12 protein-coding genes are annotated in these 12623 nt (G+C 74.0%); 6 read left to right on the top strand and 6 right to left on the bottom strand.

Features of this window, described 5'->3' with window-relative positions:
- Window positions 1-260: 260 nt before the first annotated feature.
- Window positions 261-1118 (top strand): fumarylacetoacetate hydrolase family protein, encoded by an 858-nt coding sequence (locus ACH5A8_RS04855; protein ID WP_398997948.1) that lies wholly within the window; start codon window positions 261-263, stop codon window positions 1116-1118.
- Between the two features lie 84 nt (window positions 1119-1202).
- Here the strand turns inward: ACH5A8_RS04855 and ACH5A8_RS04850 are convergent, their stop codons facing one another.
- The 3 genes from ACH5A8_RS04850 to ACH5A8_RS04840 all read right to left on the bottom strand — a co-directional run bounded on the left by ACH5A8_RS04850 (window position 1203) and on the right by ACH5A8_RS04840 (window position 4527).
- A complete protein-coding gene (locus ACH5A8_RS04850) occupies window positions 1203-2312 on the bottom strand; it encodes a DUF2690 domain-containing protein (protein WP_398997946.1) in 1110 nt (369 codons plus the stop codon).
- 386 nt (window positions 2313-2698) lie between these two features.
- Entirely contained in the window at window positions 2699-3076 is a 378-nt protein-coding gene (locus ACH5A8_RS04845) for a peptidoglycan-binding protein (RefSeq protein WP_398997944.1), read from the bottom strand.
- A gap of 152 nt (window positions 3077-3228) precedes the next feature.
- On the bottom strand, window positions 3229-4527 hold the full coding sequence (locus ACH5A8_RS04840) for a peptidoglycan-binding protein (protein ID WP_398997942.1): 1299 nt from the start codon (window positions 4525-4527) through the stop codon (window positions 3229-3231).
- A gap of 865 nt (window positions 4528-5392) precedes the next feature.
- On the opposite strand from ACH5A8_RS04840, the gene ACH5A8_RS04835 reads away from it, so the two are divergent.
- Both ACH5A8_RS04835 and ACH5A8_RS04830 read left to right on the top strand, forming a co-directional pair.
- On the top strand, window positions 5393-5755 hold the full coding sequence (locus ACH5A8_RS04835; protein ID WP_398997940.1) for a peptidoglycan-binding protein: 363 nt from the start codon (window positions 5393-5395) through the stop codon (window positions 5753-5755).
- 80 nt (window positions 5756-5835) lie between these two features.
- Entirely contained in the window at window positions 5836-6204 is a 369-nt protein-coding gene (locus ACH5A8_RS04830; RefSeq protein WP_398997939.1) for a peptidoglycan-binding protein, read from the top strand.
- 66 nt (window positions 6205-6270) lie between these two features.
- Here the strand turns inward: ACH5A8_RS04830 and ACH5A8_RS04825 are convergent, their stop codons facing one another.
- The 3 genes from ACH5A8_RS04825 to ACH5A8_RS04815 form a co-directional block, all read right to left on the bottom strand.
- Window positions 6271-7149, bottom strand: a complete 879-nt coding sequence (locus tag ACH5A8_RS04825; protein WP_398997937.1) for an LLM class F420-dependent oxidoreductase — start codon at window positions 7147-7149, stop codon at window positions 6271-6273.
- A 167-nt stretch (window positions 7150-7316) separates the two neighbouring features.
- Window positions 7317-7811, bottom strand: a complete 495-nt coding sequence (locus ACH5A8_RS04820) for a heme-degrading domain-containing protein (RefSeq protein WP_398997935.1) — start codon at window positions 7809-7811, stop codon at window positions 7317-7319.
- Window positions 7808-8908, bottom strand: a complete 1101-nt coding sequence (locus ACH5A8_RS04815; RefSeq protein WP_398997933.1) for a Gfo/Idh/MocA family oxidoreductase — start codon at window positions 8906-8908, stop codon at window positions 7808-7810. The genes ACH5A8_RS04820 and ACH5A8_RS04815 overlap by 4 nt, the downstream gene beginning before the upstream one ends.
- A gap of 201 nt (window positions 8909-9109) precedes the next feature.
- Here ACH5A8_RS04815 and ACH5A8_RS04810 point away from each other — a divergent pair, with 201 nt between their 5' ends.
- The 3 genes from ACH5A8_RS04810 to ACH5A8_RS04800 all read left to right on the top strand — a co-directional run bounded on the left by ACH5A8_RS04810 (window position 9110) and on the right by ACH5A8_RS04800 (window position 12621).
- The gene (locus ACH5A8_RS04810; protein ID WP_398997932.1) at window positions 9110-10297 is read left to right on the top strand and encodes an ROK family protein; all 1188 of its coding nucleotides are present in this window, start codon (window positions 9110-9112) and stop codon (window positions 10295-10297) included.
- Between the two features lie 288 nt (window positions 10298-10585).
- On the top strand, window positions 10586-11341 hold the full coding sequence (locus ACH5A8_RS04805; RefSeq protein ID WP_398997930.1) for a GntR family transcriptional regulator: 756 nt from the start codon (window positions 10586-10588) through the stop codon (window positions 11339-11341).
- 155 nt (window positions 11342-11496) lie between these two features.
- Window positions 11497-12621: a TIGR03364 family FAD-dependent oxidoreductase gene (locus ACH5A8_RS04800; protein WP_398997928.1), complete on the top strand. Its 1125-nt coding sequence runs from the start codon at window positions 11497-11499 to the stop codon at window positions 12619-12621.
- The last annotated feature ends 2 nt before the right edge of the window (window positions 12622-12623 follow it).

Raw genomic sequence — 12623 nt, 5'->3', positions numbered from 1 at the left:
CGGGCAGTCTCCCCGCCGGGCCCCGTCTCCCCACCGGCCCCCGTCTTTCCCCGTCTCCCCGCCACTCCGTCTCCCCGTCACTCCGGTGTCGAGCGTGCCCCGGCACGGCACGGAACGACCCCTACGGTCCAGTACGTGAACCGGGTATTGCGGAGTGGACCGTGGGATTGGAGGATCGGACAAGTCCGCCGATCGTCGCGGCCGCCGCACCCAGGCCGTGGACATCGGTGGGCTGCCCGCTATCGAGGGAGATGGGGACCATGAAGCTGCTGCGAGTCGGTACGGCCGGAGCGGAGCGGCCCGCGCTGCTGGACGGCGACGGGACGCTGCGCGACCTGTCGGGCGTCGTCGCCGACATCGACGGCGCACTGCTCGCCGACGCCGCCGCGCTCGACCGGATCCGGGCCGCCGCCGAGGCGGGGGAGCTGCCCGCGCTGGACGCGGACTGGGTGCGGATCGGGCCGCCGATCGGCCGGATCGGCAAGGTCGTGTGCATCGGGCTGAACTACCACGACCACGCCCGCGAGACGGGGGCCGAACCGCCCGCCGAGCCGGTGGTCTTCCTGAAGGCGGCGGACACCGTGGTCGGGCCGAACGACCCGGTGCTCATCCCGCGCGGTTCCGTCAAGACGGACTGGGAGGTGGAGCTCGCGATCGTCATCGGGCGCACCGCCCGCTACCTGGAGACGGACGAGAACGCCCTCGCGCACGTCGCCGGGTACACGATCGCGCACGACGTCTCCGAGCGGGAGTTCCAGATCGAGCGGGGCGGCACCTGGGACAAGGGGAAGAACTGCGAGACGTTCAACCCGCTCGGGCCCTGGCTCGTCACCGCCGACGAGGTGCCCGACCCGCAGAACCTGTCGCTCAGGCTGTGGGTCAACGGGGAGCTGAGGCAGGACGGGACGACCGCCGAGCAGATCTTCCCGGTCGCCGAGGTCGTGCGCTACGTCAGCCGGTTCATGACGCTGTACCCCGGCGACGTCATCAACACCGGCACGCCCGCCGGGGTCGCCATGGGGCAGCCCGAGCCCAAGCCGTATCTGCGCTCGGGGGACGTGGTCGAGCTGGAGATCGACGGGCTGGGGCGGCAGCGGCAGCAGCTGAAGGAGGCGTAGACGGTCCGTCGGCGGCGGGGAACCGCGCTCCCGGCAGCCGCGGTGCGGCGGCCGGGGACGCGGCTTCCGTGCCGCTCCGGCCGCTCAGTGCCCGGCGGGGACCGGGCTGTGGACGGTGCAGGTCCGGCTCTTGCCGCCCGGCTGGGTGCCGCAGGCCCAGGCGGTCTGGTCGCCGCTCAGCTCGGCCATCGGGGAGTAGACGTCGTTGCCCCAGTGCACCGGGGTGGCCTCGGCGGTGCCGCTGGAGTTGTTCACGTCCACGACCGCCTTGGGCTTCGCGTAGGTGATCCGTCCCCACGCGGCGCCGCAGGTCCTGCTGTACCGGAGTTCGATCACCATGTCACCGTTGCGGTCCAGGGCGAGCGTCTCTCCGTCCCGGGCGCATCCCATGGCTCCCGGGTCCTTGCCCGTGCAGCCGGCGTGGGTGCAGCCGACCTGGTCGGTGTGCGCGGAGGCGGCGGCTCCGGCCGCCCGGCCACCGACGGCGGCCGTGCCGCCCTCGTCGCCGTCCGAGACGTAGTGGCTGATCGCGAGGCCGGCGGCCGTCAGAGCGGCGCCCGCCGCCACGACCGCCGCGATCAGGAGCGGAGGCCGGCGGCGCCCCAGGGTCCGAGCAGTCCGAGGGTTCCCGGCGTCGGCGCCGGCGCCGGTGCCGGTGTCGGTGGCGGCGACAGGGGCGGCCGGATTCTCGGCCCCGTCCGACGCCGGCCCGGGTACGCCAGGCGCGGTCGACTCGGGTTCGGGGGCGGTCGGTTCGAGGTCGGGCGCGGATCCGGTCGGTTCGGCTTCCGGTGCGGGTTCGGGTGCGGTCGGCTCGGATTCCGGTGCGGGCGCGGTCGCTTCGCGCGGAGCCGGATCCTGGGCGGCGGCCGCCTCGGACCGCGCCGCTTCCGAGGCGTGTTCGTCCCCTCCCGCGGTGGCTCCGCGCGCCCGCTCGGCCCGTTCCCACAGTTCCAGCAGCGGCCTGGCGTCCGTCCGCGCGGCGCGGGCGAAGCTCTCCACGGCGCCGCGGGGCGGGAACTGCTTGCCATTGATCCAGCGTTCCCAGGACGACTTCGAGTAGTGCGTGAGCGCGCTGATCCGGGCGTAGCTGAGGCCGGATCGCTGCTTCAGCGCAAGCAGTTCCGCGTGCAGTACGGCAGTGGGGGCGGGCGAGGAGGAGGATACGGGGTTGGCTCTGTCGCTGTCGCTCACTGTGGGCCCGTTCGCTGATGGACCACCGGCCGCAGCCGAGGACACAGCGGCGGACCGGCACCCCTGCCGGCCCGCTGATGGACTTGCCCCCCGCCTCAGCCCGGTGCTCCGGTCCTGAAAGTCGAGAGGAAGCATACTGCCGCCGCAACGCGCCGCCACGGCGGCGCACGCTGCGGCGGCGGTGTTCGCCGACCCGCTCAACAGCCGGGCGGTACGGCTACTCGTAGTAGACGTGCGAGATCAGGCTGTGCCAGGTGTTCCGCCCCACGACGCCGTCGGCGCCGCCCGAAACCGCGTACCGGCTCTGGTACGTCACGACCGCGCCGTACGCCCTGGGCCCGAAGTCGCCGTCGACGAAGCGGGGTTGATCAGCGGTCGGGAGGATCTCAGCAGATCCAGAAGCCGCTGGTGTCCCAGGTGCTCCAGTTGTCCAGCTCCTTCCAGGTCTTCGGGCCGACGATGCCGTCCTGGGCGAGGCCGGCGCATCCCTGGAACTTGACGACGGCGTTGCGGGTGAGCCGGCCGAAGGCCCCGTCCTCGGCGAGGTTCACGTTCCGGACACTGTGGTTCAGCGCGCACTGCACGGCCTTGACGGCGATGCCTTGGTCGCCGTAACTCACCTCGGGTTCGTCGAAGGTGTAGGAGCCGCCGCAGTAGTTGCCCGGGGAGAGGGCGGAGGCACTGGTCGCGCCGCCGACGCCGATGCCGAGACCGGCGAGCAGCAGGAGTCCGGTGGTCGCGGCGGCGGTGAGTCTCGCGCGCATGGGTGTTTCCCTTCGGTGGATCGGTGGTGGATCGGCCGATCGGATGAGTGGCTGAGTGGCTGAGTGGACGGCCGGTGGGCTGGTGGGCCGGTGGAGCGGGTGGCTCCTGATTCCCGGTCCGGGGCGAGCCCGGACCGGGAATCAGGAAGAGGTCACGCCCCGGCGGGGGAGACGATCGCGTAGGCGCCGCGCGTGGCCGGGCTGAAGTGGTGGCGCATCACCTGGTCGTTGGAGTTGCCCTCGATGGTGTCGACCGTGCCGTCCGCGTTGGCCTTCTCGATGATGCCGACGTGGACACTGGTGGTGGTGCTCTGCGGTCCGCTGCCGAAGACGATGGCGTCACCGGGCTGGGGGTTGCTCAGGCCGCTGTGCAGCGTGCCGTTGCGCTGCCCGTAGTAGTAGAAGTCACCGCTGAACGCCGTGCTGAAGCTGACCCCGGCCTGCCGCCAGGTCCAGCTGGCGAACAGCGCGCACCAGGCCTCGCACGGGCCGTACGGGTTGCAGTTGTTGCCCCACTCGTGGACGCCGAGCTGGGAGCGGGCGGCCTGGACGATCTTGTCCCGGGCGCTGCCGGACAGCGGGGGGACGCTGGGCGTGCCGCCGCTCTCGCCGCCGGAGCTGCCGCCGCTCAGCTCGCGGGCGATCCCCATGGCCGCCATGGTCCGCGGGCCGGCGATGCCGTCGACGTCCAGGCCGTGGGCGCTCTGGTAGGACTTGACCGCGCTGAGGGTGGCGGTGCCGTAGTCGCCGTCGGCCGAGGTCCCGGCCTTGCTCTGCACCTGCTTGACCTTCGCGGCGAGCGCGGCGTCGGTCTGCGGGCCGGCGATGCCGTCGACGTCCAGGGCGTTGTCGCTCTGGAACGACAGCACCGCGTCCTTCGTTGCCGGACCGTAGACGCCGTCCACACCGTCGGCGGCCAGGTAGCCGAGGCCGACCAGGTTGCGCTGCAGCAGCTTGGTGTCGCTGTCGGAACCGGCGCCGCTGGAGGTGATGCGGTCGATGTTCATCGCGCCCATGGTCAGCGGGCCGGCGATGCCGTCGACGCCGAGGCCGTGCGCGCTCTGGTAGGACCTGACCGCGCTGAGGGTGCCGGTGCCGTAGTCGCCGTCGGCCGAGGTCCCGGCCTTGCTCTGCACCTGCTTCACCTTCGCGGTGAGCGCGCTCATGGTGGCGGGGCCGGCGTCGCCGTCCGCGTCCAGGCCGTTGTCGCTCTGGAAGTGACGCACCGATTCGGTGGTCTGGCTTCCGTAGATGCCGTCGACGGCGCTGAGCGGGGCGTAGCTGAGGCCGGCCAGGTCGCGTTGGAGCAGGCGGACGTCGGTCGCCGCCTGGGCCTGCGGTGCGGCCGGGCCGAGCAACAGGCCGACCAGGACCGCGGCGAGGGCGAGCACCAGTGAGGTGAGGGGTGCGCCGCCCGCACGTCCGGGGACGCGGAGGATCGTTGTGGACACGTGGATTCTCTCCCTGATGTCCCGGGGCATGCCCGGGGAGGGACGGATGGGGTGGTGGGGGGTGCCGGCCGGCGACGACCATCCTTGGACACGGCGCCACCGTCCCACCAGCTCGGACGGAAGGCTGGGACGCCGTGGGACGTCCCAGGCGGCTGACCTGCGGCTGAGTGGAGAGAAGGGACGGTGCGCGGTGCCGAGCCGGAGTGGGGAGGCGTACCTCTCGGCGGGGCAGGTCGCGCGGCTCGTCCGGTTGTCCGGCGATGCCGGGAGCGGCCGCGCGCAATGGGGGAGTCGTCCGGCGGCTCAGGCAAGCGGTCTGGCGGAATGGGGGAGTCGTCCGGCGACTCAGGCGAGCGGCTGGGCGGAATGGGGGAGTTGTCCGGCGGCTCAGGCGAGCGGCTGGGCGGAATGGGGGAGTCGTCCGGCGGCTCAGGCAAGCGGTCTGGCGGAATGGGGGAGTTGTCCGGCGACTCAGGCGAGCGGCCTGGCGGAATGAAGTTGTCCGGCGGAAGCGGGGGGAAGGCGTCGGACCGGGCCGCGAGGGCGTGGGCCGACCGTCCCGGAATCAGCGTTGTCCGATGGAGAAACAGCAGGTCAGAGTCTTGGGACGGTGGTCGGGTCACTGTGGGACGGCGTGCTGTTGTCCTGCGGACCACGGCTGTGGAACAGTCCTGACGACAGCGCGGACGGCGACCCGGTGCCCTCGCACCCGGCGCCCTCGTCCCGGGCCCTCCGCGGGGAGCCGGACACCCCGGCGTCTCTCGCGGCTCGTCGCGTGCACTCCGCCGCGTGTCTCCCCGAGCGTCCCGCGGCCTGACCCCGCCTCGACCTCTCCGTATCCCTCCGCACGAACAGGTGTCCCCCGATGGGCAAGAGACTCACCGCATTCGGCGTCGCCGCCGTCCTGGTGACCGGCACGGTCGTCGCGAGCGCGCCCGTGGCGTCCGCCATGACCACGCCCCAGGACTGCGGCATGTACTCCACGCAGGAACCACAGTTGAGTTACGGCGGCAGCGGCCCCGCGGTCAAGGCCCTGCAGTGCGAGCTGAACTCCGCGATGCGCGACACCGGCCTGACGGTCGACGGCGAGTTCGGCCCTCGGACCCGTGACGCGGTGCTCAGATTCCAGGGCGGCGCCTGCGCCGACGTCGGGGCCGACGGCATCGTCGGACCGAAGACGTGGGCCGCGCTCGACCTCTGGAGCGTGTACGGCGGCTACGTCTGCTGACAGTTCCCCCGCCCCGACAACCCCCCGAACACCTGAAGCGCTTCGGTACCACCGAAGCCCGAGTGAACAAGAGAGCCGTCATGCCCAGAAGACTCGTCACCCTCGCCACCGCCGCCGCCCTGACTCTCGGTGCGGGCGTGGCCGGCGCCGGAGCCGCCTCCGCGGCCCCCAGTTACCTGTACTGCGGCAAGCAGTACAGCTCCGCCGAGCCGGAGCTGGACTACGGCGACACCGGAGCCTCGGTGAAGGCCCTGCAGTGCCAGCTCAACGAGAACATGTCCGGCCCGGATCTCGCGATCGACGGCGTCTTCGGCGGGCTGACGTACAACGCCGTGATCAAGTTCCAGGGCTGTTTCAACCTCACGCCCGACGGCATCGTCGGTCCGAACACCTGGGCCGCGCTGGACGCGTTCAGCAACATTCCCGCCGAGGCGGAGCGCATCTGCTGACGCGCTTCGTGCCAGGGAGTGCGGGGCGCGGCCGGACACCGGCCGCGCCCCGCACCCCGTCCCGGGTCAGCCGAGGAGGGCGGCCAGGCGGCGCCACCCCTGCCTCGGCAGCTCGTCGCGGTCGCCGCTGCCCGTGACGACCTGGAGGGCCACGTGGTCCGCGCCGGCCGCGTGGAACTCCTCGACGCGCGCCCGGATGCGGGCGTCGTCGCCCCAGGCGAACACCGCGTCCACCAGGCGGTCGCTGCCGCCGTCCCGGACGTCGTCCTCGCTGAAGCCGAGGCGCAGGAAGTTGTCGGTGTAGTTCGGCAGCGCGAGGTACATCGCGAGGTAGCCGCGGGCGGTGGCCCGGGCCCGCTCGGGGTCCTCGTCCAGGACTACCTTGAACTCCGGTGCCAGCAACGGTCCTTCGCCCAGGATCTCGCGGGCGCGGGCCGTGTGCTCGGGGGTGACCAGGTACGGGATGGCGCCCGCCGCCCGGTTCCGGGACAGTTCGAGCGTCTTCGGGCCGAGCGCGGCCAGCACCCGGCGCGCCGCGGGCACCTTCGCGGCGTCCAGGGCGTCCAGATAGGCGACCAGCGCCGAGTACGGGCGGCGGTACTGCTCCGCCAGTTTGGCGTGGCTCACCCCGAGCCCGAGCAGGAACCGGCCGGGGTGGGCCGACTCCAGCTCGGCGAAGGCGGCGGCGCTCTCCTCGGCGTCGTACTGCCAGATGCTCTGGATGCTGGTGCCGACGGTCAGCGTCGACGTCGCCTCCAGCAGCGGGGCCGCGTGGTGCGGGGCGCTGCTGCCGCCGAGCCAGGCGGTGCCGTAGCCGAGCTCCTCCAGCTCGGCGGCGGCCTCGGCGATCTCGCCGCGCCGGGCGGGATCCTCCGAACGCAGGCCGACGCTCCACACGCCGTACCGTCCGACCGTTTCCTGCAGCGGGGCTGCCGTGTCGCTCATCGGTTTCATCCCTCCGGGCGGGGTCGCCGTGGTCGCGCGCGGTGATCGTCGCGCGTACAGCCAACCCCAACCCGGGGGACGGCACCGGTATTTCCGGCCGCCGCGGCGGGTCTCGCGGCGGATCAGGGGCGGGGTGCGGCACCGGTCCGGAGCGGAACCGGGCGGTGCTACTCGCCCAGGAACCGTTCCAGCGCCTCGACGACCAGCTGGTGGTCCCGCACCTGGGGCAGGCCCGACACCGTCACCGCGCCGATCACGCCGACGCCCTCGACGTCGATCGGGAAGGAGCCGCCGTGCGCCGCGTACGTGTCGGGGTCCAGGCGGGAGGACTCCTCGAACGTGGTGCCCTTGGCCCGGAAGCGGGCGCCGACCAGGTAGGAGGCCGCGCCGTAGCGCTCGACCACCCGGCGCTTGCGGGCGATCCAGGCGTCGTTGTCGGGGGTGGAGCCGGGCAGGGCCGCGTGGAAGAGCCGCCGGCCGGCGCGGTGGATGCCGATGGCGACCGGGGCCTGCCGCTGCCGCGCCATCTCCACCAGCAGCGAGCCCAGCGCCCAGGCGTCGTCCTCGGTGAACCGGCGGAAGACCAGGCGGCGTTGCTGCTCCTCCAGCTCCTCGATCGTGGGGGCGGCCGGGGCCTGGGCGGTGCGCGGGGTGTTCGTCACAGCGTCACCGTCACACCGTCGCGGGCGGAGCGGCGGGCCGCCTCCAGCACGTCGAGCGCGGCGGCGGCCTCACGGGCGGTCACCGGGTTGGGGGCGCCCTCGCGCAGGGCGGCGGCCACGGCGGCGTAGTACGCCGGGTAGTCGCCGGGCAGCGTCGGCACGGGACTGCCGCCGCCGGTCACGGGGGACTCTCCCGCGCCCAGGCGGCCCCACAGGGACTCCTCCTCCCTGCCCCACGCGTCGCCCTCGCCGCCCGGGCGCCGCCCGTCCCGCAGGGCCGCCTCCTGGGGGTCCAGGCCGTACTTGACGTAGCCCGCCTCGGAGCCCAGCACCCGGAAGCGCGGGCCGAGTTGGGCGGTCGTCGCGGAGACGTACAGGTGCGAGCGGACGCCGCTCGCGTGCGTGAGCGCGAGGAACGTGTCGTCGTCGGCCTCGGCTCCCGCGCGGCGCACGACCGTCTCGGCGTACACCTGGGCGACCGGGCCGAACAGGACCAGGGCCTGGTCGACGACATGGCTGCCGAGGTCGTAGAGCAGGCCGCCGATCTCCGCCGGGTCGCCGGACTCGCGCCAGCCGCCCTTGGGCCGCGGGCGCCACCGCTCGAAGCGGGACTCGAACCGCCACACGTCGCCCAGCGCGCCCTTGGCGACCAGCTCGCGCAGGGTCAGGAAGTCGTTGTCCCAGCGGCGGTTCTGGAAGACGGACAGCAGCAGCCCGCGCTCCTCGGCGAGGTCGGCGAGGGCGCGCGCCTCGGCCGCCGTGCCGGCGAGCGGCTTGTCCACGACCACCGGCAGGCCGGCCTCGAGCGCCGTGCCGGCGAGCGGGACGTGCGTCTTGTTGGGCGAGGCGATGACGATCAGGTCGAGTTCGCCGGCGCGGGCGAACAGTTCGTCGGCGTCGGCGGCCGTGCGGACGTCCGGGAACTCCGCCCGGGCCTGGGCCTGCCGTTCCTCGTTCGAGGTGACGACCGTGTCGAGGACCAGGCCCTCGGTCGCGGCGATCAGCGGGGCGTGGAAGACGGAGCCGGCGAGGCCGTAGCCGACCAGGCCGACGCGGAGTGGGGCACCGGGTGCGGTGCCGGTGAGGGGGCCAGTCATGCCTTCCACTTTCGCAACGCTGTTGCCAAAGTGCAAGCGCGGGGGAGAATGAAGGGGGAGCCGAGCGGGTGAGGTCGTCGGCTGACGGCTGACGGCTGTCCGCCGGCCGACGGCTGTCCGCCGGCCGCCGGCCGACGGCCGACGGTCGGCCGGCGGTCGTACGGCTCTTGAGCGATGCGGGTGCGGAAGGCGGGGTGCGCGATGACGGCGGGGAGCGGGACGCGAGCGGGGAGCGGGACGGCCGGGGGCGGTGGGGCCGGCGGCGCGGGGGTGAACCTCCTCGGGCTGCGCAGCCACAACACCGCGCTGGTGCTCGATCTGCTGCGCGGGGCGGGCGCGGACGGGATCAGCCGGCTGGAGCTCGCCGAGCGCACCGGGCTCACCCCGCAGGCCGTCAGCAAGATCACCGCGCGGCTGCGCGAACGCGGGCTCGCGGCGGAGGCGGGCCGGCGGGCGTCCACCGGCGGCAAGCCGCGCACGGTGCTGCGGCTGGTCCCGGAGGCCGGGCACTCGGTGGGCGTGCACGTCGACCGGGACGAGGTGCGGGCCGTGCTCGTCGACCTGAACGGCACGGTGGTCGGCGAGCGGCTGCGCCCACTGCGCCTGGACGCGCGGGCGGGAGCGGAGACGATCGTGGAGGAGGTGGCCGTGCCGGCCGAGGAGCTGGTGGCGCGGGTGCTCGGCGCGGCCTCCCCGTGTGCGGCGTCCGCCGCGTCCCTGGTAGGGGTCGGCGTGGCGCTGCCCGGGCCGCTCGACCACCGGAGCGGGGTGCTGCACCGGGTCACCGGGTTCCCGCAGTGGGACGGGTTCCCGCTGCGGGACGCGCTCGCGCGGCGGCTCGGGGTGCCCGTCGTGGTCGACAAGGACACCAACGCCGCGGCCCTCGGTCTCGCGCTCGCCGCCACCGACGAGGACGGCGGCGGCTCCTTCGCCTACGTCCACCTCGGTACGGGACTGGGCGCCGGGCTGGTGATCGGCGGCGACGTGCACCGGGGGGCGCGGACCGGGGCCGGGGAGTTCGGGCACCAGGTGATCCGGCTGGACGGTCCGCCGTGCGGGTGTGGCGACCGGGGGTGCCTGGAGGCGCTGTGCCTGGCGGCCGTGGAGCGCGGGGACGTCGAGGAGGCCGCCCGGGTGCTGGGGGTGGGGGCCGCCAATCTCGTGGGACTGCTCGACATCGACCTGGTGCTGCTGGGCGGCCGTACGGTCGCGGCGGCGCCCGGGGTGTTCGCGGCGGGAGTGGGGGAACGGGTCTCCGCGCGGGTCCGGCGCGAGGGGCTGCCGGCGGACGCGGTGCCGGTCCGGGTCGTGCCGGGCGGGGCACGGGTCGTCGCGGAGGGCGCGGCCCAGCTGTTGCTGGCGCCGGTGTTCGGGCGGGGGGCGGGGTGAGGAGCGCCCGACGGGGCGTCCCCGTCGGACCCTTCACACCACCGGACCGCTGACGCCACCGGACCGCTCATGCCTGAAGCACCCGCGGCCCAGCCCCCGAGCCGCCGTCGTCGGAGTGTCCGCGCGGGAGTGTCCGTGCCGGAGTCCGCGCCGGAGCGTCCCTGCCGGAGCGTCCCTGCCGGAGCGTCAGCGCCGGAGTGTCCGTGCCGGAGTCCGCGCCGACGCGCCCGCCGCTGGAGTGCCCGCCCGCCGCTGGAGCGCCCCGCCCCGGTCTGCGACGATCCCCGGGTGGACTACCCCAATGACCAGGCCCCCGGCGCCCCGGTCCGTTCCGGCATCCCGGAGCACGGCCGGATCCCCAAGTACTACGCGGTGAAGGCGAGGATCGACCGCCTCGTCGGCGAGCTGGGGGAGGGCAGTCCGATCCCCACCGAACGCGACCTGTCCGAGGAGTACGGGGTCGCCCGCGAGACCGTGCGCCAGGCGCTGCGCGAGCTGGTGCTGGAGGGCAAGCTGAGGCGGCGGGGCCGGGGCACGGTGGTCGCCGGGCCCAAGCTGGAGCAGCCGCTGTCCCTGGCCAGCTACACCGAGGGCGTGCGGCGGCAGGGCCGTACCCCCGGCCGGACCCTCGTCTCCCTGGACCGCTTCCCCTGCCCCGACGCCCTCGCCGCCGAGACCGGGCTCAGCCGGGGGGAGCCCGTCTGGCACCTGGAGCGGGTGCTGCTCGCGGACGACGAGCGGGTCGGCCTGGAGAGCACCTACGTGGCGGTGGCCCGCGTGCCCCGGCTGGACGCCGACTTCGACCCCGACTCCTCCTTCTACGCCTACCTGCGCGGCCTCGGTCTCGCCTTCGGCGACGCCGACGAACGCATCGAGACCGTCCTCGCCACTCCGCGCGAGGCCCTGCTCATCGGCACCCCGCCCGCGCTGCCCATGCTGCTGATCCACCGCGCCTCGCGGGACCCGGAGGGCCGGCCGCTGGAGCGGGTGCGCAGCCTGTACCGGGGCGACCGGTTCTCCTTCAGCGCCCGGCTGCACGGCTGAATCCGGCCACCGTCGCCGACTGAGAGAAAGGCCACTCCCACGGGGGATCGACATCACGAAGAGGTAACGGGTCTAGCCCAATAGTGATGGCTCGTTCAGGCTCTCGTTGTCAGCCGGACTCTTCCGGTTTCCCCCGTACGAGGAGCGTTGCCGTCGTGAAAGTGACAGTCGTCGGAGCCGGCGTGGTGGGCACCATGCACGCCTGGCAAGCAGTGGAGCGCGGCCACGAGGTCGTGCAGATCGAGCGCGAGGCCGAGGCGCGCGGCGCGTCGCTGCGCAATTTCGGCCAGATCTGGGTGAGCGGCCGGGCGGGCGGCGAGGAGCTGGAGACCGCCCTGCGGGCCCGCGAGATGTGGGAGGAGATCGGCGCCCGGGTGCCCGCGCTCGGCTTCCGCGCCAACGGCTCCCTCACCCCCGTACGCGGCGATCTCGAACGGGCCGTCGCCGAGGCCGCGGTCGCCCGCCCGGACGCCGCCGCCCGCGGCCACAAGCTGCTCACCCCCGCCGAGGCCCGCGCCCTGAACCCCGCCCTGCGCGGCGCGTTCGACGCGGCCCTGTACTGCGAGCGCGACGCCGCCGTCGAACCGCGCACCGCCCAGCTCGCCCTGCGCGCCGAACTGCTCAGGCAGCCGAACTACACCTTCCTGCCCGGGCGCGAGGTCCGCGAGGTCGTCGGCGAGGGCGCCGTCCGCGACGACCACGGCGACGTGCACGAGGCCGACGTGGTGGTGCTGTGCACGGGCGCCTGGCTCGGCGGGCTCGTCCGCGAGCTGGCCGGCCCGGACCTGCCGGTGCGGCGCGTGCGCCTGCAGATGATGCAGACCGACCCGCTGGGCGAGCCGCTGACCACCTCGGTCGCGGACGCCGACAGCTTCCGCTACTACCCGGCGTACGCCTCCGGCGCCCTGGACGCGCTCGACGCGGCGCAGCCGCAGCCGGAGACCGCCGCCGCGCACCGGATGCAGCTGCTCATGGTGCAGCGCGCCGACGGCGGACTGACCATCGGCGACACCCACGAGTACGAGCACCCGTTCGCCTTCGACACCGTCGAGGACCCCTACGACCACCTCGCCGAGGTCGTCGAGTCCCTCCTCGGCCGCCCGCTGCCGAAGATCCGCCGCCGCTGGGCGGGCGTGTACGCGCAGTGCACCGACCCCTCCCGGGTGGTGCACCGGCAGCAGGTGGACGACGGGGTGTGGCTGGTCACCGGGCCCGGCGGGCGCGGCATGACCTGCTCCCCGGCGATCGCCGAGAAGACCGCCGACGAACTGGGCTGGTGAGA

The sequence above is a fragment of the Streptomyces sp. NPDC018610 genome, from assembly GCF_044391765.1.
Classification (GTDB): domain Bacteria; phylum Actinomycetota; class Actinomycetes; order Streptomycetales; family Streptomycetaceae; genus Streptomyces.
The sequence above is the reverse complement of the archived record's forward strand: the minus strand, read 5'-3'. Positions and strand labels throughout refer to the sequence as shown.

Coding starts and splice junctions, on each gene's coding strand:
- ACH5A8_RS04825 (WP_398997937.1), bottom strand. CDS start 7,149: ATGAGCGACACGGCAGCCCCGCTGCAGGAAACGGTCGGACGGTACGGC.
- ACH5A8_RS04835 (WP_398997940.1), top strand. CDS start 5,393: ATGGGCAAGAGACTCACCGCATTCGGCGTCGCCGCCGTCCTGGTGACC.
- ACH5A8_RS04830 (WP_398997939.1), top strand. CDS start 5,836: ATGCCCAGAAGACTCGTCACCCTCGCCACCGCCGCCGCCCTGACTCTC.
- ACH5A8_RS04815 (WP_398997933.1), bottom strand. CDS start 8,908: ATGACTGGCCCCCTCACCGGCACCGCACCCGGTGCCCCACTCCGCGTC.
- ACH5A8_RS04855 (WP_398997948.1), top strand. CDS start 261: ATGAAGCTGCTGCGAGTCGGTACGGCCGGAGCGGAGCGGCCCGCGCTG.
- ACH5A8_RS04845 (WP_398997944.1), bottom strand. CDS start 3,076: ATGCGCGCGAGACTCACCGCCGCCGCGACCACCGGACTCCTGCTGCTC.
- ACH5A8_RS04810 (WP_398997932.1), top strand. CDS start 9,110: ATGACGGCGGGGAGCGGGACGCGAGCGGGGAGCGGGACGGCCGGGGGC.